General features: G+C 70.2%; 22 protein-coding genes and 5 pseudogenes. 12 read left to right on the top strand and 15 right to left on the bottom strand.

The window, feature by feature from the left end; all coding sequences use genetic code 11:
- Nucleotide 1 precedes the first annotated feature (1 nt).
- From ACGF8B_RS25645 to ACGF8B_RS25620, 6 genes and pseudogenes are all read right to left on the bottom strand, one after another.
- Entirely contained in the window at nucleotides 2-703 is a 702-nt protein-coding gene (locus ACGF8B_RS25645) for a transposase (RefSeq protein ID WP_392742976.1), read from the bottom strand.
- Nucleotides 704-913: 210 nt separating this feature from the next.
- A pseudogene (locus ACGF8B_RS25640) lies at nucleotides 914-1,363 on the bottom strand (IS6 family transposase); the annotation flags it as partial.
- A gap of 99 nt (nucleotides 1,364-1,462) precedes the next feature.
- Entirely contained in the window at nucleotides 1,463-2,947 is a 1,485-nt protein-coding gene (locus tag ACGF8B_RS25635; protein WP_392742800.1) for an AMP-binding protein, read from the bottom strand.
- On the bottom strand, nucleotides 2,944-4,170 hold the full coding sequence (locus ACGF8B_RS25630) for a thiolase family protein (RefSeq protein WP_392742797.1): 1,227 nt from the start codon (nucleotides 4,168-4,170) through the stop codon (nucleotides 2,944-2,946). The genes ACGF8B_RS25635 and ACGF8B_RS25630 overlap by 4 nt, the downstream gene beginning before the upstream one ends.
- Complete coding sequence (locus ACGF8B_RS25625) at nucleotides 4,167-5,099, bottom strand: fumarylacetoacetate hydrolase family protein (RefSeq protein WP_392742794.1); 933 nt, start codon at nucleotides 5,097-5,099, stop codon at nucleotides 4,167-4,169. The genes ACGF8B_RS25630 and ACGF8B_RS25625 overlap by 4 nt, the downstream gene beginning before the upstream one ends.
- A gap of 85 nt (nucleotides 5,100-5,184) precedes the next feature.
- A complete protein-coding gene (locus ACGF8B_RS25620; protein WP_392742791.1) occupies nucleotides 5,185-5,976 on the bottom strand; it encodes a cyclase family protein in 792 nt (263 codons plus the stop codon).
- A gap of 141 nt (nucleotides 5,977-6,117) precedes the next feature.
- On the opposite strand from ACGF8B_RS25620, the gene ACGF8B_RS25615 reads away from it, so the two are divergent.
- The gene (locus ACGF8B_RS25615; protein ID WP_392742788.1) at nucleotides 6,118-6,726 is read left to right on the top strand and encodes a TetR/AcrR family transcriptional regulator; all 609 of its coding nucleotides are present in this window, start codon (nucleotides 6,118-6,120) and stop codon (nucleotides 6,724-6,726) included.
- A 121-nt stretch (nucleotides 6,727-6,847) separates the two neighbouring features.
- On the opposite strand, the gene ACGF8B_RS25610 is transcribed toward ACGF8B_RS25615, so the two are convergent.
- Together ACGF8B_RS25610 and ACGF8B_RS25605 are read right to left on the bottom strand one after the other, a co-directional pair.
- Nucleotides 6,848-7,618: an MIP/aquaporin family protein gene (locus tag ACGF8B_RS25610; RefSeq protein ID WP_392742787.1), complete on the bottom strand. Its 771-nt coding sequence runs from the start codon at nucleotides 7,616-7,618 to the stop codon at nucleotides 6,848-6,850.
- A gap of 121 nt (nucleotides 7,619-7,739) precedes the next feature.
- Nucleotides 7,740-8,408 (bottom strand): hypothetical protein, encoded by a 669-nt coding sequence (locus tag ACGF8B_RS25605; protein ID WP_392742784.1) that lies wholly within the window; start codon nucleotides 8,406-8,408, stop codon nucleotides 7,740-7,742.
- 102 nt (nucleotides 8,409-8,510) lie between these two features.
- Between ACGF8B_RS25605 and ACGF8B_RS25600 the strand changes: the two genes are divergently transcribed.
- Nucleotides 8,511-8,945 carry a helix-turn-helix domain-containing protein gene (locus ACGF8B_RS25600; protein ID WP_392742781.1) on the top strand — a complete coding sequence of 145 codons (435 nt, stop codon included), beginning with the start codon at nucleotides 8,511-8,513 and terminating at the stop codon, nucleotides 8,943-8,945.
- A gap of 27 nt (nucleotides 8,946-8,972) precedes the next feature.
- Here ACGF8B_RS25600 and ACGF8B_RS25595 read toward each other — a convergent pair whose 3' ends face one another.
- The 3 genes from ACGF8B_RS25595 to ACGF8B_RS25585 all read right to left on the bottom strand — a co-directional run bounded on the left by ACGF8B_RS25595 (nucleotide 8,973) and on the right by ACGF8B_RS25585 (nucleotide 9,832).
- The gene (locus ACGF8B_RS25595; protein ID WP_392742778.1) at nucleotides 8,973-9,248 is read right to left on the bottom strand and encodes a hypothetical protein; all 276 of its coding nucleotides are present in this window, start codon (nucleotides 9,246-9,248) and stop codon (nucleotides 8,973-8,975) included.
- 28 nt (nucleotides 9,249-9,276) lie between these two features.
- Nucleotides 9,277-9,462 (bottom strand): hypothetical protein, encoded by a 186-nt coding sequence (locus tag ACGF8B_RS25590; protein ID WP_392742776.1) that lies wholly within the window; start codon nucleotides 9,460-9,462, stop codon nucleotides 9,277-9,279.
- Between the two features lie 61 nt (nucleotides 9,463-9,523).
- Nucleotides 9,524-9,832 (bottom strand): hypothetical protein, encoded by a 309-nt coding sequence (locus tag ACGF8B_RS25585; RefSeq protein ID WP_392742774.1) that lies wholly within the window; start codon nucleotides 9,830-9,832, stop codon nucleotides 9,524-9,526.
- On the opposite strand from ACGF8B_RS25585, the gene ACGF8B_RS25580 reads away from it, so the two are divergent.
- The 5 genes and pseudogenes from ACGF8B_RS25580 to ACGF8B_RS25560 all read left to right on the top strand — a co-directional run.
- Nucleotides 9,759-10,223 (top strand): methyltransferase, encoded by a 465-nt coding sequence (locus tag ACGF8B_RS25580; protein ID WP_392742974.1) that lies wholly within the window; start codon nucleotides 9,759-9,761, stop codon nucleotides 10,221-10,223. The genes ACGF8B_RS25585 and ACGF8B_RS25580 overlap by 74 nt on opposite strands.
- A 26-nt stretch (nucleotides 10,224-10,249) precedes the next feature.
- Nucleotides 10,250-10,762, top strand: a complete 513-nt coding sequence (locus tag ACGF8B_RS25575) for a SigE family RNA polymerase sigma factor (RefSeq protein ID WP_392742771.1) — start codon at nucleotides 10,250-10,252, stop codon at nucleotides 10,760-10,762.
- A 41-nt stretch (nucleotides 10,763-10,803) separates the two neighbouring features.
- Nucleotides 10,804-12,057 carry a hypothetical protein gene (locus ACGF8B_RS25570; protein ID WP_392742769.1) on the top strand — a complete coding sequence of 418 codons (1,254 nt, stop codon included), beginning with the start codon at nucleotides 10,804-10,806 and terminating at the stop codon, nucleotides 12,055-12,057.
- A gap of 137 nt (nucleotides 12,058-12,194) precedes the next feature.
- Nucleotides 12,195-12,275, top strand: a pseudogene (locus ACGF8B_RS25565) (short-chain dehydrogenase); the annotation flags it as partial.
- Between the two features lie 103 nt (nucleotides 12,276-12,378).
- Nucleotides 12,379-12,678: pseudogene (locus tag ACGF8B_RS25560) on the top strand (SDR family oxidoreductase); the annotation flags it as partial.
- A 205-nt stretch (nucleotides 12,679-12,883) separates the two neighbouring features.
- On the opposite strand, the gene ACGF8B_RS25555 reads toward ACGF8B_RS25560, so the two are convergent.
- Nucleotides 12,884-13,204 (bottom strand): hypothetical protein, encoded by a 321-nt coding sequence (locus tag ACGF8B_RS25555; RefSeq protein ID WP_392742766.1) that lies wholly within the window; start codon nucleotides 13,202-13,204, stop codon nucleotides 12,884-12,886.
- 392 nt (nucleotides 13,205-13,596) lie between these two features.
- Between ACGF8B_RS25555 and ACGF8B_RS25550 the strand changes: the two genes are divergently transcribed.
- The 3 genes from ACGF8B_RS25550 to ACGF8B_RS25540 all read left to right on the top strand — a co-directional run bounded on the left by ACGF8B_RS25550 (nucleotide 13,597) and on the right by ACGF8B_RS25540 (nucleotide 15,606).
- A complete protein-coding gene (locus ACGF8B_RS25550) occupies nucleotides 13,597-14,346 on the top strand; it encodes an SDR family oxidoreductase (RefSeq protein WP_392742763.1) in 750 nt (249 codons plus the stop codon).
- A 65-nt stretch (nucleotides 14,347-14,411) separates the two neighbouring features.
- The gene (locus tag ACGF8B_RS25545) at nucleotides 14,412-14,567 is read left to right on the top strand and encodes a hypothetical protein (RefSeq protein ID WP_392742760.1); all 156 of its coding nucleotides are present in this window, start codon (nucleotides 14,412-14,414) and stop codon (nucleotides 14,565-14,567) included.
- Between the two features lie 454 nt (nucleotides 14,568-15,021).
- The gene (locus tag ACGF8B_RS25540; RefSeq protein ID WP_392742757.1) at nucleotides 15,022-15,606 is read left to right on the top strand and encodes a TerD family protein; all 585 of its coding nucleotides are present in this window, start codon (nucleotides 15,022-15,024) and stop codon (nucleotides 15,604-15,606) included.
- A 179-nt stretch (nucleotides 15,607-15,785) separates the two neighbouring features.
- On the opposite strand, the gene ACGF8B_RS25535 is transcribed toward ACGF8B_RS25540, so the two are convergent.
- Nucleotides 15,786-16,850: a 2,3-butanediol dehydrogenase gene (locus ACGF8B_RS25535; protein WP_392742755.1), complete on the bottom strand. Its 1,065-nt coding sequence runs from the start codon at nucleotides 16,848-16,850 to the stop codon at nucleotides 15,786-15,788.
- 1,112 nt (nucleotides 16,851-17,962) lie between these two features.
- On the opposite strand from ACGF8B_RS25535, the gene ACGF8B_RS25530 reads away from it, so the two are divergent.
- Complete coding sequence (locus ACGF8B_RS25530; RefSeq protein ID WP_392742752.1) at nucleotides 17,963-18,589, top strand: DUF3592 domain-containing protein; 627 nt, start codon at nucleotides 17,963-17,965, stop codon at nucleotides 18,587-18,589.
- 180 nt (nucleotides 18,590-18,769) lie between these two features.
- Here the strand turns inward: ACGF8B_RS25530 and ACGF8B_RS25525 are convergent.
- Nucleotides 18,770-19,112, bottom strand: a pseudogene (locus ACGF8B_RS25525) (IS5/IS1182 family transposase); the annotation flags it as partial.
- Here ACGF8B_RS25525 and ACGF8B_RS25520 point away from each other — a divergent pair.
- A pseudogene (locus ACGF8B_RS25520) lies at nucleotides 19,102-19,707 on the top strand (transposase); the annotation flags it as partial. The pseudogenes ACGF8B_RS25525 and ACGF8B_RS25520 overlap by 11 nt on opposite strands.
- Nucleotides 19,708-19,781: 74 nt before the next feature.
- Here ACGF8B_RS25520 and ACGF8B_RS25515 read toward each other — a convergent pair.
- Nucleotides 19,782-20,075, bottom strand: coding sequence for a DUF1330 domain-containing protein (locus ACGF8B_RS25515; protein WP_392742750.1), 294 nt, complete (start codon nucleotides 20,073-20,075; stop codon nucleotides 19,782-19,784).
- Between the last annotated feature and the right edge of the window lie 3 nt (nucleotides 20,076-20,078).

Raw genomic sequence — 20,078 nt, 5'->3', positions numbered from 1 at the left:
ACTACGGGACAGCGCTTACTGATCTTTTCGTAAGTTCAGTGGGTGTGGTGGGTGGATGGTCAGGCCCATGGGCAAGGAATGACCACGGCAGTCGGGGGTTGGCGTCGATGCGGTGGATGCCTTGCTCGGTAGCGTCGGCGACATCGGCGAGGTGGTCGTCGGCGAGGTTGGCGAGTTCGCGCTTCTTGAGCGAGGACCACAGCGGTTCCACCGGGTTCAGCTCGGGAGCGTAGGCGGGTAATCGTTCCAGGGTGAGCCAGTCCTGTTCGGCGACCCAGGACCGCATCGCCCGGCTCCAGTGGGCGGACAGGCCGTCCCGGACCAGGACCACTCGCTCGCCGCGGTGGAACACCTTCATCTGCTCCGGGACCTCGATGAGTCCGGCGGTGTCGTAGCTGCCTGGCTTGAGGTGGAAGCACAGGCGCGCGCCGCGATGAGGATCGGTGGAGTGGTAACCCAAGGCCCCGGCCATCGACGCGCGCTTCCAGTTCAGGCGGTGCCGCAGGAGCGGAGTCCGCCCTCGGGGCGAGTAGGTGCGGCGGATCCGAGGGAGTAGGGAGACGCCTGATTCGTCGAGGAAGACGATCCAGGCACGTGTGTTCACGGCCCCCTTTTGATGCGCGGCCACTCGTGCGCGATCCAACGCGCGATCTCCGACTCGTTCAGCTCGACCGCCCGCCGCTCGGGCCGTTGCAGGCTCCATCCGAGCCGGCCGGTCAGCTGCACGCGAGGACCGGTTCCCCAGCCAGTGCACCGAAACCATCCCGCCCCGGTCCCGGCAGGCAGCCGGGTTCGAAAAACCATCGCCCCACCGCCCGTCATGACGTGGGCAGAGTGCTCGCCACCGGCGAGGCATACAGCAGGCCTGCGCACCACAAGGTCGGCACCAAACCCCGCAGGACAGGCTGACAGCGACGGCCTTGTGCGAGCGGTGCTCGACGGAGGGCATGACCTCACGGTGGGCCGCTCCGTAGAAGCGGAGCCTGTCCATGACGATCACCCGTGGCACTGCGCCGGTCTTCGTCATCAGCCTGCGGAAGAAGCGTCTGGCCGCGGCCTTGTCCAGTTGGTTCTGCACAAGGTTGTCGAGGACGTCGCCGTCCTGGTCGACGACCCGCCACAGGTACTTCTGCTCGCCATTGATCTTGATGAGGACTTCGTCCGGATGCCACTTGTCGCCGGGTCGGGGACGCCGGCGGCGCAGCGCGTTGGCGTACTGCTGCCCGAACTTGCCGCGCCAGCGCCGAACGGTCTCGCAGGAGACGACCATCCCGCGATCGAGCATCAGCTCCTCGGCCTCGCGAAACGACATGGGGAACCGGAAGTACAGCCACACGCGGCGCGCGATGATCCCGTCCGGGTAGCGATGCCCCTCGACGGCGGCGCACTCTCCACGACGCTCTCCCCCGACACGGCCAACCTCAAGATCATCTCCGCGCCAGCCAACGTGACAGTGCCCTGTTCAGGGCTGGTTGCGGAGCTTCTTCCTGTCCACCTTGCCCAGGGCGGTGAGGGGGAGCGAATCGGCGAGCCGGAGCAGTTTCGGGGCCCAGAGCGCGCCCTTGTGGGCACGGACGTGGTCCGTCAGATCGGCTGGGGTGGCCTGCTGTCCGGGGCGCAGGACCACGGTGGCGGTGACGGCTTCGCCCCAGTGCGGGTCGGGTGTGCCGTAGACGGCGCTGGCGGCGACGGCCGGGTGTGTGGCGAGGGCGTCCTCGACTTCGCGCGGGTAGACGTTGAAACCGCCGGTGATGATGGTGTCCTTGATCCGGTCGATGATTGTGATCAGGCCGGTGTCGTCCCGGCGGGCGACATCACCGGTGTGCAGCCAGCCTCCGTCGAGCGCGATTGCGGTCTGTTCGGGCTTGTTCCAGTAGCCGTCCATCACGAGCGGTCCTCGGACGCACAGCTCGCCGGGCTCGCCTGCCGGTACGTGCCTGCCGTGCGGGTCGAGCAGGGCGATCTCCACGCCGGGCATCGGCCGGCCGCAGCTGCCCAGGACGTTCGGGTCGTCGCGGTGCTCGGCGGGGTCCAGGACGGTCAGCGCGTTGGGGGCCTCGGCCTGTCCGTAGTGCTGGCTGAGCACGGGGCCGAGGAGCCGGTGTGCCTGGGCGAGGCGGGCGGGGTCGGCGGGTGCGGCACCGTAGAGGACCCAGTTCAGCCCTGACAGGTCGGCAGCGGGAGGACGGGGGTGGTCGAGCAGGGCGTACAGCATCGTGGGGACGACGAACGTGGCGCTCACGCCGTCGCGTTCGATCGCGTCGATGACGCGGTCCGGGTCGAAGGAGGGGTGGAGTTCGAAGCTGGCGCCGTGGAGCAGGCCAGGTGCGACGAGGAGCCCGGCGGCGTGCGACATGGGGGTGGTGATCAGGAAGTGGGTGTCCGGTGGCCAGGCCCAGGTGGAGGAGGCCCAGGCGTTGGCGAGCAGTGAGCGGTCTCGCAGCATCACGCCCTTGGGTTCGCCGGTCGTGCCGCCGGTGTAGAAGAGGTAGAGCGCGGGGCCGCGCGGGTCGTTCGGGCCGGGGGGTGTGGTGGCGGTGAGACGGTCGAGTTCGGCGAGGGTGATCGCCTTGGTGCCGTCGGGACGGGCGCGCGCGGCGAAGCGGGTGTCGTCCACGACCAGGCAGTCGGACGCGCTGTCGCGCAGGATGGTCCGGTCGGTGTCCGCGGTGGCAAGCGGGTGCAGAGCGGTGTAGCGCAGTCCGGCCAGGCAGGCGGCGGCCATGACGGTGAACGCCTGCGGGCTCGGGCCGCACAGCAGGGCGATCCCGTCGCCGGGCGTGAGACCCAGCTGTCCGAACGCGGCCGCGGTGCGTTCGATCCGTTCCGCGGTCTCGCCATAGGTCCAGGTGTGCTTGGTCCCGTCGTCGCCGGTGAAGCGGAAGGCAGTGCGCTCGGGCCGCCTGCGCAGCGCCGACAGGATCAGGTCCGCGTATCCGGCTGTCATCGTATTCTCCCCAGGATGGTCACGGCGGCCACCGCCTCCTCGATTCCGTAGAGGCCACCGCCGTTCTCGGCGATGGCGATGCGCGCGTCCGGGACCTGGCGCTCGCCCGCCCGGCCGCGTAGTTGTGTGACCAGTTCGTGGATCTGCGCCAGTCCGGTGGCGGACACCGGATGGCCACGCGATTCGAGTCCTCCCGACGGGTTGACCGGGAGGGTGCCACCGAGCGCGCCGGCGCCCGAGGCCGACCACGGTCCGCCGTCGCCGATCGGACAGAATCCCAGGTTCTCCACCTGCTGGATCTCGCCGAAGGCGGTGGCGTCGTGGACCTCCGCCACATCGATGTCCTGCGGAGCGATGCCGGCCTTCTCGTAGGCGGCAAGTGCGGTCCGGCGGCCGATGTGCCGCCCGGTGTCGTCCGCCTTCCGGTCGGTGCCCGACAGCAGGACGCTGCTCAGCACCGCCACGGCCGACTCGTCACGGGTGAGGTCGGCCCGCGTCACGACGACGGCTGCGGCGCCGTCGCTGACCGGTGAGCACATCGGCACCGTCAGCGGCCATGCCACCCGCCGCGCGGCCAGGATCTCCTGCGTGGTGAACGCCCGGCGGAAGTGGGCCCGGGGGTTGTGGACGGAGTGGGCGTGGTTCTTCGCCGCGACCGCGGCCAGGTGGGTTTCGGTGGTGCCGAAGCGCCGCATGTGGGCGCGGCCCAAGGAGGCGTAGATCTCCATGAACACCGACCGGTCGCCGTCCACGGTCAGTTCGGGCGGCAGGGGATCGGTCAGGGCGGCGAGCGCGGCCAGGGTCTCCTCGCGGTGGGCTACGTCCATGGCTCCGTCGAACACCGCCAGTCCCTGGGCGGGATCGGCGCAGACGAGCTTGTCCACGCCGACGGCCAGGGCGGTGTCCGACAGGCCTGCCTGTACGTGGGCGATCGCCAGCCACAGAGCTGTGGCGCCGCCCGCGCAGGCGTTTTCCACATTCACTACGGGTACCCCGGCAAACCCGTGCGGGCGCAGGGCGACCTGGCCGGGGATCATGTGCTGGCCGTCGATCGCCTTCTGGCTGACCGTGGCATGGAAGACGGCGCCGACATCGGCCGGGGTGAGTCCGGCGTCGCGCAGTGCCTCGTGTGCGGCCTGGCCGGCGAGATCGCCGGCGGAGCGGTCGAGGTGGCGGCCGAAGGGGGTGGCGCCGACGCCGAGGATGAGTGCTTCGCGGTTCATGACACGACCCGGTTGCGCAGCACGCCCAGGCCGGAGACTTCGAGTTCCACGGTGTCGCCCGGTTCCAGGAAGCGGCCGTGTTCCAGCCCGCAGCCGGTGGGCACGGTGCCCGAGCACAGGACCTCTCCGGTGTGCAGCCGGGTGGACCGGGAGGCGAAGGCGATCATGTCGGCGAAGCTGTGGTGCATGTCGGCGGAGGTGCCCCGGCTGACCTCCTCGCCGTTGATGCGGGCGGTCATCGTGAGCCGGTACGGGTCGCCGATCTCGTCTGCGGTGACGATCCATGGGCCGAGGACGTTCGCGTCGGTGAAGTCCTTGCTCTTGCTCAGACCCAGGCCTGTGGCGATCTCCTCCAACTGGGTGTCCCGGGCGCTGAAGTCGTTGAAGATCATGTAACCGAAGATGTGCGAGGGGGCGTCCGTCGCGGGGATGTCCGTGCCGCCGCGGCCGAGCACGCAGGCGAACTCCAGCTCGTAGTCCCGCACCGAGGAGTAGTCGGGCCAGTGGATGTCGCTGTCGTGGCCGGTCACGGAGAGCCGGTTGGTCACGTAGTACAGCGGGCGTTCGAGCATGATGGCGGGAAGTTCGACCTGGTCGGCCGGGATGCCCTGGATCCGGGAGCGGGCATTGCGGAAGTGATCCATGAAACTGCCGAAGTCCCGGATCTGCACGGGCTGGGGCAGCGGGGACAGCCAGCGCACCTCGGACGCGGCGACGACCGCTTCGGGCGGGGCTTGTTCGGCGAGCCGCTCCAGGGTCTGCCGCACGGGTTCGCCGCCATCGATGATCGTCTGCATGGTGGTCAGCGCGGGGGCGTGCTCACCGGTCACCAGGCGATGGGCGCGGTCGAGCAGCAGCAGGCGCTCGCCCTGGTCGAGCACGAGCGCGGTCCGCTCGACACGGTCGTGCTCCACGGTTGCGAGTTTCACAGCCGGTTCCTCTCCTCAGCAGGAGCCGGGGATCAGGTCCTCAGCAGGGGCTGGGGGATCAGATCCTCAGCAAGGGTCGGGGGTGTCAGACGAAGGCCACGACGCGGGCCGGGGCGGCGCTCGCACGGGCGATCTTGATGGGGAAGAACGCCACCCGGAACCCCGACGGGGGCAGCGCGGCAAGGTTCGTCAGCTGCTGGACGATGAAGACCTCCCGCTCGCGGCCGGCCCGGTGCCCGTCCCACAGCACGGAGTTGTCGCCGCTTTCACGGAACTTGCCCGCCATCACGGAGAAGCTCAGGTCCCAGCCCGCCGCGTCGGTGCCCAGGACCTTGGCCCCGAGGCCGGCCAGGAACAGCGTCGACTCGCGGCTCATACCCGGGTAGCGGAAGAACTCGGGGTCGGACAGCCCGTACCGCTCCTGGCCGGTGCGCAGCAGGATCGCCCCACCGGCCGGAACCGGGGCGCCGTTGTCGGCGAGGGCGGACTCCAGTGCCCCGACGGTGATCGGGGCGTCCGGTTCGCACCGGCCGCGCAGGTCCAGCACGAGCGCCTCGCACCACAGCTCGTCCAGGGCGATGTCGGTGATGGTGCGGGCGGGCCTGCCCTCGCAGGTCGAGCCGTAGTGCAGCGGGGCGTCGACGTGGGTGCCGAGGTGGGTGTTGAAGTCGGTGAGCAGTTCCGCGCCCCAGCCCTCGCCGTCGGGCAGGTCCTCGACGCTGCAGTGCATGGCCGCGGCGAACTGCTCGCGGCCCTCGCCCGTCGGGTGCGCGTAGGCCACGGCAGGCGCGATCACCGGGGCGAGGGCGCGCAGCTGCTCGGGAAGCCGTTCGCGGTCGGCGGGGTCCAGCGTCCGGGTGAGGTCGATCAGTGCCATGTCGAACCCTTCTTGGTTATTGGACGTTCAGCATAGAACTGGATGGCTAACATAGGCAAGGTTCGTCGACCCCGGGCGTCGCCCGGGTGGCGTGACAGAATCGGCTGCGTCAAGCAGCCGCAACGTTGGGAAGGACACCGCGTGGGTGCGACCCGCAAGCAGGAGATCTCCGCCGAGACCCAGCGCCGGCTGGTGGCCGCCGCATGGGAACTCGCCGCCGAGGGCGGGGCTGCCGCAGCGTCGATCCAGGCCGTGGCGGAGCGCTCCGGCATCAGCCGGGGCTCCGTGGCCTGGCACTTCGGCTCGAAGGACGGGCTACTGAAGGCGGTGGTCGAGGAAGCGTTCCGGTGGGGCGCGGACTTCATGCGCGAACGCCTGGACGGCGCCGGACCGGACGCCGGAATCGAGGCGCTGATCGAGGCGAACTTCGCCCTGATGTCCCGACCCGAGGCGCACATCTTCTCGACACTCCTGATCGAGGCGGTGAGCCGCGAGTCGCCCTTGCGCGCGACGTACGCCGAGGAATACGCGAAGATCCGCGGCCTGTACACCGACCACCTGCGCGCGGCGGGCGCGCGCGTCGCCGACCCGGAGGCCGTCGCGACGGCGCTGCTCGGCGGCACCCTGGGCATCAACATCCAGCACCACCTGGACCCGGCCCTGGACCGCCGGCAGGCCGTGACCGCGATGACGGACATCTACACCGCTGTGCTCTCCGGCACCGCACCCCACGTTCCGACCGGCACCTGACCCCTACCTGTTCGCCCGGGCGGCCCGGACGGGCCGGTACTCCAACGGTGCTTGCCGTGGAGGGTTGTTCGGGCCGGCGTTCCGGTCCGCCGCGATGGTCGGTTGGTGATCCCCTTCGCTGTCAGCACCGGGGCCGCTGTGCGGTCAGGGTTCCGACCAGGGCCACGAGGGCTGCTCCCAGCACCGCGCCGAGCACCGGAGCGATCAGGTAGATCCACAGGTGGGTGGTGTCCTGGGCCAGGAGCGCCGGACCGAACTGCCGTGCCGGGTTGGCCGATCCGCCACTGAAGGGACCGAACGTCGCGATGACGACCGTGGTGGCGAGGCCCACCGCGTAGGGGAGCAGTCTGCGGCCGGCCGGGTGTGCAAGGAGCACGGAGAGCATCATGGTCACCAGGACGAGGACTCCGGTCTCCGCCGTGAGGATCGCGGTGGCGCCCCATGACGGGTCGGCATGGACGGTCGCGTAGTCGACGGGGCCGCGGGAGACTGCCGGTCCCCAGACAAGTCGGCCGAGCGCCGTTCCTGCGACGGAACCACCCAGTTGAGCCGTGACGTACGGGACGACGGCGCGGGCCGGGAAGCCGCCGAGCCGCCACAGAGCGATGGTGACGGCGGGGTTGAGGTGTCCGCCGGACCGCCGGCCGGGCGGGGATGCCATGAACACCATGAGAAGCACCCCGATGGCGACGCCGAGGATGGCGAGAGCGTAGTGGGTGTCATGGACAGAGATCGGTGAGTCGGGTGCGATGAGCCAGCGCACGCCGGTGACGACGAAGAAAAGCAGAATGCCGGTGAGGCCGAATTCGCAGGCTGCGCGACGCAGGATGCCGGATTCTGCTGTGGTGGGCGGGTCGGCCTGTGCCGGCACGGCCGAAGTTGTGATTGCCATGGGCATGGTCCTATCGAGGATCGCTGTTTGCCGGGCCGCGCCGAGGAGAGCCCGGGGCGCGGGGTCCACCTTGGCGGCGGGGATCCCCTGATCGCCAAGGGACCCCCGCCTGCGTGGGAGCTCACGCCTGGGCGTGCGCGCCTTCCAGCCAGTTGGTGAATTCGCAGGCGAAGTGCCACTGATGTCCGACGAAGACGTGCTCAGGGGCGTTGGCCGGGAACTGGATGGTCAGACGGATGCGCAAGCCGTCGGGGCCGTCACCGAACTCATGCATGACGCGGGCGATCTCCGTGCCGTCACCGAGGCGTCCGGTGCCGCCGATGCGTACGGGGTAGTCCTCGTGGCCTTCGTCCGCGATCTCGACACCGTCGTGGAAGGTGAGGAAGAACCGGAGGGGGCCGGATCCTATGGTCTCGATGATCTCGACCACTCCGTCGCTGGAGTCGGCGAGGTAGTGCTCGGGGTTGGCGGAGAGCAGCGCGGACCGATCGCCGCCCGCGAGCCGGCCCTGCCACCAGGTGAGGAACCGGTCCGCGTCGATCCCGGCGGCTGTCATTTCGGTGACGGCCGACCGCCAGGCTCCTCCGGACCCGTTCGGAAGCGGTGCCATCACCGCGTCTGCCACAGCGAGTTCGGGGGCGAGGAGTTCCCGCATCCGCTCGTCCCCGATCCGCTGCTTCAGCAGGGTGAGCGCGGCCCGTGAACGGTCGAGCTCCCACTGCCGAACGGCATCGTCCCCGTACTCGACACCGTCGATGACAGTGCGGACATTCAGCGCGTCGGCGTTCATGGCGAAGCCCCTTTCAAGGGAAGCGGAGAGCTTTTCTCCGCATACGGCACACTAGCACAGGCGGAGAGAAGTCCTCCGGTTCGTTGATGGAAGGTGGGTCTGATGCGGGCGGACGCCGAACGCGCCAGACGACGGATCCTGGATGCCGCCCGCGATGTGTTCCTGGAGCGGGGCCCGGACGCCCCGCTGGACCTGATCGTGCGCCGGGCGGATGTGGGGCCGGCCACGCTCTACCGTCGCTACGCCGACCGCGAGGCGCTCGTGCGTGATCTCACCGGTGACCTGCTCGCAGGCCTTGAGATCGCGGCCCACCAGGCGGCGCGAGAGGAGGGTGACGCGTACGACGCGGTGCGGCGCTTCGTCCACGCGGCAGCCGACCTCCGCATGGGCGCGGTGATCCCGGTACTGCTCGAACGGCTCGTTGTCGACCAGGGGTTGACCGAGAGCCGGACCCGCACATCGAGGGCGCTCGACGGTCTGTCCGCGCGGCGCACGAATCCGGCCGACTACGCCCCGGGGTGGGAGCGGGAGACCTGATCCTCCTGCGATCCGGCTGTCCCGCCCCTACCCGTTGGTCTCGTCGCGGTCGATGTACGGGGTCAGGGTGGGTGGCGTGGTCGAGGATGGCACGCATGCGCGCCACCTGGCCGTCCTCGACGGCGGTGCCGGGGTCGTTGGCGAGCAGTCGCGGGATCCCGGGGACGGCGGCGACCACAGCCAGGAGGCGGACTGGCTGTGGTCGGGGGCGAGCCAGTGCGCCGGCTCCGGCACCGCGTGGACGAGTCCGGCGAGCGTCTCCGCGGTGTCGTCATCGATGCCGCCCTTGCCGTGCTGGTCCACGCCATCGCGGCAGCAGGATCGAGGGACGTCATCGCCTTCTCGACGGCTTCGGCGAGCGGGGGCCGATGATCCACCGGTCGGTCTCGGGGGCGGGCAGGACCCTGTCCCAGTCCGCCGCGCGTCGGCCGGCGACCGCCAGGACATCGGCCTCGCCCTCCCAAGGCTCGCGCGGAGCCGGAGCGGCCGGATCGATGGAGAGACGGAGGATCGTCATGTCCGGCCAGGAGCGGTCCGGGCGGTCATGTGGCCGTCGCTTGATCTGCTCGTTGTTCCCACTACGGGGCGGGGAGAACGTGGTGATCTGCCGGACGCAGAGTGGGAGCGGCTGCGGCCGTTCCTGCCGGTGAGCAACGGACGGTGCGGGCGGTGACGTGATCACCGGCAGGGTGATCGACGGGATTCTTCACGGCGGCCTGCTCGCCGAAGTGCTGCGCCGCCGGCCGGGCCTGCACGCGGTCCTCCACGACCAGGCGTACGTCCTGGCCCGGCCACCGGCCCGGCCCCGAGGACATCGCCGGCCGCTGGTCGCTGTCGCGGGGCGACTTCTTCTCGTCCGTACCGGCGGGAGACTTCTGTCTCCTCAAGCGGATCCTCCACGACTGGGACGACGACGAGTCGGCCACGATCCTGCGCAACTGCCGGCAGGCCATGGCGCCCGGCGGACGCGTCCTCGTCATCGACGCCGTCGTGTGGTCCGGGAACCGGCCCCATCAGTCCAAGGCCGTGGACCCGATGATGATGGCTCCCTCACGGGAAGGGGCGCACGGCAGAGGACTTCGCACAGCTCTTCGGGGCGGCCGGGCTGCGCCTGCGGCGAATCGTGCCGACGCGGACCGTACTGTCCGTGGTCGAGGCGGTGAGCGCCCGGTAGGGCCGGAGGCGACGCCGTCGCGCGAAAACCTCGACGCCAGACCCTTCGGGACGGGAAACCCGGGTGAAACATCCCGCCGCCCCCACCGCATCTATAAGGCGTAGGCGACGAGGCAAGGAGAGAGCGGCGGATGAGACGGTCCCAGGAGAACGCCTTCCGGGAGTTCGCGGCGGCCCGCATGGGGCACCTTTTCCGTTCGGCGTGCCTGTTGACCAGCGGCGACACTCATCTCGCCGAGGATCTGGTGCAGGAGACGCTGGGCCGGATGTACGTGGTGTGGGGCAGGCCGTCGAAGCTCGGCAATCCCGCGGCGTACGCGCAGACCGTTCTCGTACGGGCCTTTCTGGCGCACCAGCGGCGGCGTTCGGCGGGAGAGCGGCCGAGCGACGAGATCCCCGAGGTCCCCCAGGCGGCCGCGCAGGGCGACACCCCGCTGCGGCTCACCCTCCTGGACGCGCTGCGGACGCTGCCGGCGAAGGACCGGGCGGTGGTCGTACTGCGGTACTGGGAGGACCGGTCCGTCACGGAGACCGCGGACGTCCTCGACCTGAGCTCTGCGGCCGTACGCACCCGCAGCACCCGCGCACTCGCCCGGCTCAGGGCACAGCTGGGCGACATCGCCGAAGAACTCGCCGCGCACTGATCGGCCCGAGCGACCAAGACGAGGAATGGTGGTGATCCGGCATGTCCGGAACGCAGAAGGACCTGGACGGCTTCGAGGACGGGCTCGGTTACGCGCTGCGCCGTGCCGGGGAGGAATTCACCGCGGAGGGGCGCTCGCTGGTGGACGGCGGCGTCGCACGCGGCAGGCGGCGGCTGCGGCGCAGGCGGGCCGCGGCCATGACCGGCGGTGTAGTGGCGCTCGCCGTCGTGGGGCTCGGGGCGCCGTACGCCACGGGGACGCTCGGCGGCGATGACGGGCAGGGCGAAGCGGGCGTGGCCGCGCATCCGAAGGCGGGGGCGTCACCCGGCAAGGGGCCGCAGCTCTCGGCGCAGCAGGTGATCGCGACGCTGGAGGGTCTGCTGCCCAGGGGGAAGGTCAGCGAGCAGGGCGGACACGGTACGGCAGACCGGGACGGCCCGTCGGCGCATCTCGTCCTCGACGACGGCAGGGGCAAGGCCGCGGTCGGCGTCAGCGTAGGCGCCGTCGACCCGCACGGCGCGGAGGCGAAGCAGCGGCTCGCCTGTCCCGACAGGACCTACGTCCCGTACGACTCCTGCCGCAACGAGACGCTCGCCGGCGGTTCGCGCCTGATGGTGCTGCGCGGGTACGAGTACCCCGACAAGCGCGTGGACACCAAGTGGTGGCACGCCTATCTCGTGACCCCTGACGGGTACACGGTCGACGCCAACGAGTGGAACGCGCCCGCGGAGAAGGGCGCCGAAGTGACGAGGCCCGAACCTCCGCTCACCGTGGGGCAGTTGAAGGCACTCGTCACCTCGCGTGCCTGGCGGCCCGTGATGAACGCCCTGGAGAAGGCGGCCCCGGAGCCGGTACCTCAGCCGCCGGCGCGGGGGCAGGACGGCCGAACGATCCTGCGGAATCTCAAGGCGCTGCTGCCCGCCTCCGCGAAAGTGGTCTCCGGGCGCGGTGACGACGGTTTCGCGTACGTCGTCGTGGACGACGGCAAGGGCGCGAGCCTGGTGCAGATCAATGTGCAGCCGGGGATGTCGGACCTGGGGGACGAGTTGTTCGGGGCCGGGGCCGAGGTGCTGCCGGACGGGACGAAGGTCGTCACGCACCGGGAACCGGGCGAGAAGGGCGGCGAGGGCGTGGTCATGTGGACCGCCGACACCCTCCGTCCGGACGGCCTGCGGGTCGTGGTGTCCGCGTTCAACTCCGGCGCCCAGAACACGAAGGCCACGCGGGAGACGCCCGCGCTGACCATGCGGCAGCTGAAGGCGGTCGCGACGAGCGGGAAGTGGGCCGTGAAGTAGGGATACCGGCAACGGGAGGGGAGGGTACGGCCCGCCGTACCCTCCCCTCCCCCACGCCATCAGGTCGAACGCCGGTCTGGAGAAAGGTGCGTGGCGGTCCGCCGCTTCGGGTTACGACGTGACGCGGGGCCGACGACATCGAGCGTGCCGCCGCGACGGCCGTCGAGCGCTTCGGAGGTCTCGACGGCGCGTTCGACAACGCCGGTTGCGCCGGTTCCGTCTTCGGCCGGTCGCACGAGCTGTCGAAGGAGGACTTCGACCGCGTCATGGACATCAAACGTAGGCGGGCTCTGGCACTGCCTGCGCCGCCAGATCCCCGTCATGCTGGACGCCGGGCGCGGAGCGATCGTGAGAACCGCCGGTTCGGCTGGGCTCATCGCCATCGGCGCCCCGTCCCCGTACGTCGCGGCGAAGCACGCCGTGCCGGGTCCGACGAAGGCCGTGGCCGCCGAGTACGGGGACAACGGCATCCGCGTCAATTCCCTGATCGCGGGCACCACCCGGACCGAGATGATCGACGCGGCGGTGGAGCGCAACCCGGCCCTGGAGGAGGCGTTCGTCGCGCGCCGGATCCAGAAACGGATGGCCGCACCACGCGAGGTGGCGGAGGCGGCCCTGTGGCTGCTGAGCGACCGCGCCTGGTTCGCCACCGGCAGCCATGTGGCGGTGGACGGCGGCATCCTGGCCGTCCGAGCGGCAGGAGCCCTGACCGCACGCACTCCACGGCCGCGACGGGCCGGCCCGCATCGCGGGCCGGCCCGGCCCTCACTTCGTACGGCCACCGCCGCCCGCCGTCATCGACGGCACATCAGGCAGGGCGGACGCGTCAGTCGGTGCGGTCCACCCAGGCACTCGCGACGTATTCCGCGCCCCAGGGGTTGGAGGCGACCGAAGCCTGGCCGACCGGGGCCCAGTTACCGAGGACGATGCGCTGCGGCAGTCTGGGGTCGAGCGGGTTGAGCACCGCGTGGATCCGGTGCTGACCCGTACCGCTGGTGCAGAGGCTGGAGAGGGTGCCGCTCCCGGACGAGACGGTGCAGTCGCCGGGCGCCGCCTGGGCGGCGGGCGCCATGGCCAGTACCAGGCCTGCCGTGGCCGCCGCGAAGGCCACGGATCCGGTGACGCGCTTGTGGGAAGGGGACTTCATGAACATGGGAACTCCTTCGTCCGATGACGACACGTGATGGGAAGGGGCGCATGCGCGGATGGGGCGTGGAGCGGAACGGTCCGGCTTCTACGTGCGGATCCCATGGGGTGCCACGGACGCCGCAGACGCCAAAACGCGATAAATAATGAGAATGCAGGTGATCGCCTGCTTGGTCGCGAGTCAGATCCTGCCCAGGTCCACGTCTTCCGGCAAGAGTTTCGCCAGATCTGGTACAGACCAATTTCGCCGCCTGCCGGGCGGTCGCGTGTCCTTCGCGGTACGTGGGACGCGTCGACGGGAATGCCTTGGTCCGCTCGTGGATTGGGAGTGAGTGGAGCGGCGCCGTCCGGCGGCCGGTCCGCCCGCCGAAGACGTCTCAAGGAGTGTGCCGCATGTCCTCACCGTCCGACCCCCGCGTCCCCGAAGGACCGCTGAAGGACCGTACGGTCGTCCTGATCGGCGGCGGATCGGGCATCGGTCTGCGGGTGGCCCACCAGGCCGTCGCCGCCGGATCGCAGGTCGTCCTGGGCGGGCGTACGCCGGACCGCCTCGCCGCGGCCGCACAGGAACTGGGCGGCGCCGCCCGGTGGCAGACCGTCGACGTGACCGACGACGCGTCGCTGGCCGCGTTCTTCGACGGACTCGACCGGGTGGACCACCTGTTCACCTCCGCGGCGTCCTACCGCGTCGGTGCGCTGCGGGAGCTGAGCCCCCAGGACGCCGAAACCCCCTTCACCTCGAAGTTCTGGGGGCAGTACCACGCGGTGCGGCACGCGGCGCCGAAGCTGTCGCCCGACGGCTCGGTCGTACTCATGGCGGGCGCGGCCGGGGCACGCCCGCCCGGCCCCGCCCCCGCCTACGCGGCCTGCAACGCCGCGATCGAGGGACTGGGCCGCGGGCTCGCCGTGGAACTCGCCCCGGTACGGGTCAATGTCGTCTCGCCCGGCACCATCGACGGGAACCTGTGGGCGGGCCGGCCCGCGCCGGACCGGGAGGCCGCGTTCGCCCAGTACCGCCGGGACACCGTGCTGCAGCGGCTCGGCACCGAGGACGAGGTGGCACACACGGTCCTGTTCCTCTTCACCAACGGATACACGACCGGATCCACGCTCTACCCCGACGGCGGGTACACACTGCGCTGACAGCCTGGGCCCCGAACCCACGATCCGCGGTGGCACGGGGCCGCGCGAACGGCACACTGTCCCGCGTGAAACGACGGCTGGTGGGTCGCGGCGGCATGCGGGCTCGACGGCGACCGGCTCCAGACCTGGAGCCGGTGATCACTCCGCTCGCCGCCATCGCCCGCCTCGGCGACGGTGGCGAAGGGCCGGCGACCGACGAACTGCTCGCCTTGTCCCGGTGATCCGCGCCTGCCGCTCCGGTGGCTCCACGAGACCCTTCACGTTCTTCCTTACCCGAACCGAGGGCCGGTCGTGCTCCGCGACCCGAAGAAGAGCTCGACCCGGATGTACTGCGCCGACTCCGTCGCGGCCCTCGGGAAGATCCTCGAAACCGTGCTGGTGGAAACGCCCGTGGTGATCGGAACCGGCTGCACCACGGTGGCCAACCCGATCGTCATCCGGGGACCGGCCGAAAGCGCCCGCGGAAACAACCGGGAGCCGCGGGGCCGCGGGGGCTGTTCCCGCGCTCTGTCAGGTGTGAGGAGTTCTGCCGCCCAGCCAGGGGTTCCCCAGGTCGGGGTGCACCGCCCTCTTCCCGATCCGCCGGTCCGGTTGTCGACCGGGCAGGTGAGGAGCGGGAGGCCGCAAGGCACACTCTGTGTGTCAGATGTTCCTGGTCCAGAGGATGATTCACACATGATTACGCTCAAGAAGGAAGACGGACCGGCCGATCTGGACGGTGTGACCCACCTGTCCATCGGGGTGTCCTGGGACCCGACCGCGGGCAGCAGCGGCGGGATGATGGGGATGCTCCGCCGCAAGTCGGGTACCGACCTCGATCTGATCGCCGTCGCGATGCAGGACGGGGATCCGGTGCGTCTGGCGGGGCTCGACTCCCTCGATCCCATGGGCAACGGGTCCTTGGTCCACAGCGGTGACAACCAGACCGGACACGGCGACGGGGACGACGAGACGGTGACGGTCGAGTTCGCGCGGATACCGCCCAACATCACCTCGATCGTGTTCGTCGCCGCCGCCTACAAGAAGGGGAGTTCCTTCCAGAAGGCGCGGAACATCAGTTTCAAGGTGTACGACGCGACCGGGGGGAGCTCCCAGCAGGTCGCCGACATCTGGCCGAGCCTGCTCACCCAGGACAACGGCTGCGCGGTGGCCAAGGCCGTACGTGTCGGCGGCGCCTGGAAACTCGAAGTGATCAACACGACGGGGAAGATCAAGCAGGGCAGCGAGCACGCCCTGATGCGTTTCGCCGTCAGCAAGTGAACTGAGGAGGGCGATCCGCGTCGACCGGCCCGGCCGTGTCCCTGTCCGTCCGGTGGAGGGCCGGGCGGCAGGCCGCCCGCCGTTCCGGGGCGGTGGGCTGCCGGAAGGACGGGCGGGTGGTTGGTGCGGGCGGTCGCCGTGGGGTCCTGGCAGGTGCGGTGGCGGGCCGGGGCGCGGTGTCAGGCGCGGGGGTCCACCAGGATCTTGACGGCTGTCTCGTTGTGGTGGATCAGGGTGTCGAAGCCCTGGGTGACGAGGTCGTCCAGGCCGATGGTCCCGGTGATGAACGGGGCCAGGTCCACGCGGCCCTCCCGTACGAGTTCGATGGTCTGCGGGTGGGAGTTGACGTACGCGATGGTGCCGCGCAGGTCGATCTCCTTGAGGACGAGTTTCTGCATGTCGAGCGAGGCGGGCTTGCCCCAGATCGAGATGACGGTGATGACGCCGCCGGGCCGGACGGCGTCCATCAGGGTGTCAAGGACCGCGTTGACGGAGGTGGCCTCGTAGGCGACGTCCGCTCCCCTGCCGTCGGTGAGGCGGTGTACCTCCTCGGTGACGTCGGTGGTGGCGGGGTCGATGACGTGGTCGGCGACCCCGGTGTCCAGGGCCTTCTGCCGCCGCAGCGAGCTGAGTTCGGTGACCGCGACCTGGATGCCCATGGCCTTGAGCACCGCACAGGTGAGCAGGCCGATGGGGCCGGCGCCGCCGACGAGGGCGAAGTCGCCGGCCTTCGCGCCCGAACGCTGGAAGGCGTGGTATCCGACCGAGAGCGGTTCGATGAGTGCCGCCTGGTCGAGGGGGACGTCGCCGACCGGGTGGACCCAGCGGCGTTCGACGACGATCTTTTCCGCGAGTCCGCCGCCCCGGCCGCCGAGTCCGATGAAGTTCATGTCGGGCGAGAGGTGGTAGGTCGGGTTGTTCTCGCTGGTGTCGACGTCGGGGCGCAGGATGTAGGGCTCGACGACGACACGGTCGCCCGGTTTCAGGTCGTCGACACCTTCGCCGACCGCGTAAACGGTGCCGGACATCTCGTGGCCGAGTGTGACGGGTGCGGATTCGCCGGAGACCGGGTGCGGCCGGCCTGCCGGCGGGACGAAGATGGGGCCGTCGAGGTACTCGTGCAGGTCGGTGCCGCAGATCCCGCAGTACGCGACGTCGATGCCCACGGTGCCCGGCCGTACGGCGGGCTCCGGGACGTCCTCGATGCGGATGTCACCTCGGTCGTAATAGCGTGCGGCCTTCACCTGGGATCGCTCCTTCGGCTGTGTGCTGCTCACACCCACGGGGGCGTCCTCCCGCCGTGGAGCGGGGTCCGCGCCTCGCGCGTCTCGTGTACGCCCTCGGTCAACGTTACGGTCCGGTCCGTCCGGGCGCCCGTCGTGGCACGCCATCGTGCCGCCGGGCTGCCCCGTACGGGGCACGGGCACGGTCGGCGCCGAAAACGGTGCGTCCCCGGCATCCGACCGACGTTGTCGCGCTGGTCTGGCGGCCACCGGATGTCCCCGGCGCCGTGGAGGGCACGACATCCGCTCGGGAGCGCCGGTCCTTCCCCCGCACCCGGATCCGTCGCGACCTCACCACCCCGGTCTGCCGGATCCCGACCCCGACCGCCGACAAGGTCCGGTGGGCGCCAGGCGTACGGAACTGCGTCTGAAGACGTCCTGGAGACCTTGGGTGAGCGGATCGGCAACAGGCAACAAGGCGGAGTCCGTGACCATCGGCTCGGACAGGACCGAACCTTGGCACATGCAGCACTGCGAGGCTGATGGGTTGCAGACGGTCGATGGACAGCGGCACTCCCCTCGCAGCCGAACGCCGTCAAGGCCACTCCCATTGATCGCCGAGAACAGGGCGTCCCCGTCGGAGCCATCACGTGCGGCCCCGCCAAGTGGTTGTCCGAACTGAACCGCTCGCCCGAGATCGTGCGGCGCAAGAGGGTCGAGCTCATCTCCACCGTGCACGGCCTCACCGTGGTCCCCGCCCACCGGAACCAGGGCACGGGGTGGACCCTCGTCGATCTGCGTAGCAGGCGCGGACGAGCAGCGCCGGAGATGGCCGGCCGAAGGAGGGCGACTGGGGCCGGGGGCCTTCCCGTTGAGGGCCGGCGGGTGTGGGTGCGCTCCTGACATGGAACGGGGGCGTCGCGGCCCTGCGCGGAGACCTGCCACACATGTAACCGCGCCCCGGCTTGACCATGGCCGGCCCGACCAGCTGCCGAAGAGTGGCGGCCCCAAGGCACTCACCGACCGGGCCGGTGCCCGCATGCTGAGGGGTGTGACGGGTATCGGCTACGGGTGGGTATCACGTGCAGTGCGACGCCGGGCAGGGCTGATGCTCCGGCGCGGAAGGGGGCAGTATGACGGGGGACGGGTTGCGTGCCGGACGCGTCGCGCGGCGGGTGGGTCAGTGGGCATCGCACCGGCCGCGCCCGGTGGGGGCGGCACTGGGCCTCGGCGCGGCGCTGGTGGTGACGGGATGTGGGCTGGCGTTCATCGTGAACGTGCAGAGCAGGCCGCTCGTCGCGCTGCCGCTGTTCCTGGTGGCGATCATTGTGGCGGTCACGCCCTCGTTCGTGAGGATGGGCATGTGGTCGCTGGCTCTGGGGCTCTGCCTGATGTTCCTCCTGCTTGTGGCGTCGTTGGGTGTCGGTCAAGCCGTGTTGAACTGGCGCGGCGAAGAGATGTCCGCGACGGTCACCAAGATCGTCCACTTTGAGCGTTCGGCAGGCACAGGTGAGAAGTACCACTGCAGGCTCCGTCTCCCCAACGGTCGCACGAGGTTCTTGACCGACAGGGATGCCTGCGGCGTGTCCACCCGCGTCGGTGACCGCGTCCGCGTATACGTCGACCCGTACAACCGCCTGGACTTCCTGACCGCGACGCCCCCTTGGCCCTGGCTCACGCCCGCCGTCGTCGGGACGGCCCTCGGAGTGCTCACGCTGATGGCGGCCGTGATGGCGTCCCTGACGATGGGAAGCCGGTAGCGCACCCTCGACCAGTCACCCGGTTCGAAGTCATCCGTTGGGGACGAACGCGGTGAAGGAGCTGAGTGAACTCGACGTTCTCGATCAGGCCGGTGGGCCCAGGACGCGTTCACCGCCTCCCGCCCGAACCAGGCCCAGATCGACTTCCTGGTCAAGGGGTCGTTTTCTCCGAGTGTCTTGTCCCGGGATCTTCTGTTTGGTCTGTGGTGTCGGGTCGCGCCAGGAAATGGTGGCTTCGCCGGTGAGGCGGTGGGCCATGAGGTCGGTCATGGCGACGTGGATCATGGTTTCGGACGGGTGGGCAGGGCTTCGTAGTCGCGGGCCGGGCGGCGGTGGAGCATGAGCCGGCCATGGGTCCACTCGACCGCCCATCGCTTCGGAATGGGGGTGAAGCCCCTGGTTTTGGGGATGCGGGCTGTGATCTCCATATCGATACCGAGTACGGCCGCGTGTCCCAAAGGTGCCGGCGGTGGCCTCCGTCGACCCGGCCCTTGCGGATGCCGGGGTGTTCGGCGGAACCCTGGGGCCGGGTGCACCCACGGCTCACCCACCGGGCCGACCGGCTGGGCCATCAGGGCGAACTGCCCTTGGCAGACGGCACGTTGATCCGGTTGGAGGTTGAGCATCTGTCGAAGGACCGGGAGGCGCCGACGGTGTGGTTGTGGTCCTCGAAGTCCGGTGCCACCGAATGCGACGTCGACCGGGCCCGGCAGGCGTTCCTGCGGCGCTTCGATCCGGAGCACACCTTCCGGCTGTTCAAGCCGACGCTGGGCTCGACCGAACCGCGACTGCGATAGCCGGAGGCGGCCGACCGGTGGACCTGGCTGATCATCGCCGCCTGCACCCAGCTCCGGCTCGCCCGGCCCCTGTCCCAGGACCTGCGGCATCCCTGGGAGAAGCCGGCCGCCCCGGGACGGCTCACCCCGGCCCGGGTCCGCCGGACGTTTCGGCACCTCCGCCAGCGCATGCCCTGTCCCGCCAGTGCACCGAAACCCCACCGGCCAGGCCCGGGACGACCACCCGGTACCAGGAACAGGCGCCGGGCACGCCGCCACGACGTGGGCAGAAACGTCCACCGCGGGAAGACGCTCATCACTCTGCAACGGTTGAAGGGTTGAAGCACAAGCTGAGCGCTGCAGCGACCCCGAATGCCTTGCTCTGAGCCTTCAGCGAAGATCCGACTGGACCTCGGTCAGTCGATGCCTTCGACGATGCGGAAGTCGCGCTCGACGCCGTCGGAAAGGGCGACCAGCGCCTTCTGGTAGGCCGCACTTTCGTGCGCCGCGACGGCCTGCTCGAAGCTGTCGAACTCGATCAGGACGGTGCGCTCGGCGATTCCGGATTCATGCGCCACGACCCGACCGCCACGGGCGAGGACCCGACCGCCGCCGGCCTTGACGGCCGGAGGGGCCAGCTTGTTGTAGGCAGCCAGTTTCTCGGGGTCTGAAATGGTGCGGTAGACGCTGACCCAGTAGCCCTTGGGCATGGA

Origin of the sequence: Streptomyces sp. NPDC047917 (assembly GCF_043204345.1) — a bacterium.
GTDB classification, from domain to species: Bacteria; Actinomycetota; Actinomycetes; order Streptomycetales; family Streptomycetaceae; genus Streptomyces; species Streptomyces sanglieri.
The sequence above is the reverse complement of the archived record's forward strand: the minus strand, read 5'-3'. Positions and strand labels throughout refer to the sequence as shown.

Bases quoted from the DNA above. Each gene is read 5' to 3' on its own strand.
- ACGF8B_RS25645 (WP_392742976.1), bottom strand. From the start codon at position 703: ATGGAGCCTGCAACGGCCCGAGCGGCGGGCGGTCGAGCTGAACGAGTC.
- ACGF8B_RS25635 (WP_392742800.1), bottom strand. From the start codon at position 2,947: ATGACAGCCGGATACGCGGACCTGATCCTGTCGGCGCTGCGCAGGCGG.
- ACGF8B_RS25630 (WP_392742797.1), bottom strand. From the start codon at position 4,170: ATGAACCGCGAAGCACTCATCCTCGGCGTCGGCGCCACCCCCTTCGGC.
- ACGF8B_RS25620 (WP_392742791.1), bottom strand. From the start codon at position 5,976: ATGGCACTGATCGACCTCACCCGGACGCTGGACCCCGCCGACCGCGAA.
- ACGF8B_RS25610 (WP_392742787.1), bottom strand. From the start codon at position 7,618: ATGGCAATCACAACTTCGGCCGTGCCGGCACAGGCCGACCCGCCCACC.
- ACGF8B_RS25605 (WP_392742784.1), bottom strand. From the start codon at position 8,408: ATGAACGCCGACGCGCTGAATGTCCGCACTGTCATCGACGGTGTCGAG.
- ACGF8B_RS25600 (WP_392742781.1), top strand. From the start codon at position 8,511: ATGCGGGCGGACGCCGAACGCGCCAGACGACGGATCCTGGATGCCGCC.
- ACGF8B_RS25590 (WP_392742776.1), bottom strand. From the start codon at position 9,462: ATGACGATCCTCCGTCTCTCCATCGATCCGGCCGCTCCGGCTCCGCGC.
- ACGF8B_RS25575 (WP_392742771.1), top strand. From the start codon at position 10,250: ATGAGACGGTCCCAGGAGAACGCCTTCCGGGAGTTCGCGGCGGCCCGC.
- ACGF8B_RS25570 (WP_392742769.1), top strand. From the start codon at position 10,804: ATGTCCGGAACGCAGAAGGACCTGGACGGCTTCGAGGACGGGCTCGGT.
- ACGF8B_RS25555 (WP_392742766.1), bottom strand. From the start codon at position 13,204: ATGAAGTCCCCTTCCCACAAGCGCGTCACCGGATCCGTGGCCTTCGCG.
- ACGF8B_RS25550 (WP_392742763.1), top strand. From the start codon at position 13,597: ATGTCCTCACCGTCCGACCCCCGCGTCCCCGAAGGACCGCTGAAGGAC.
- ACGF8B_RS25540 (WP_392742757.1), top strand. From the start codon at position 15,022: ATGATTACGCTCAAGAAGGAAGACGGACCGGCCGATCTGGACGGTGTG.
- ACGF8B_RS25530 (WP_392742752.1), top strand. From the start codon at position 17,963: ATGACGGGGGACGGGTTGCGTGCCGGACGCGTCGCGCGGCGGGTGGGT.
- ACGF8B_RS25515 (WP_392742750.1), bottom strand. From the start codon at position 20,075: ATGCCCAAGGGCTACTGGGTCAGCGTCTACCGCACCATTTCAGACCCC.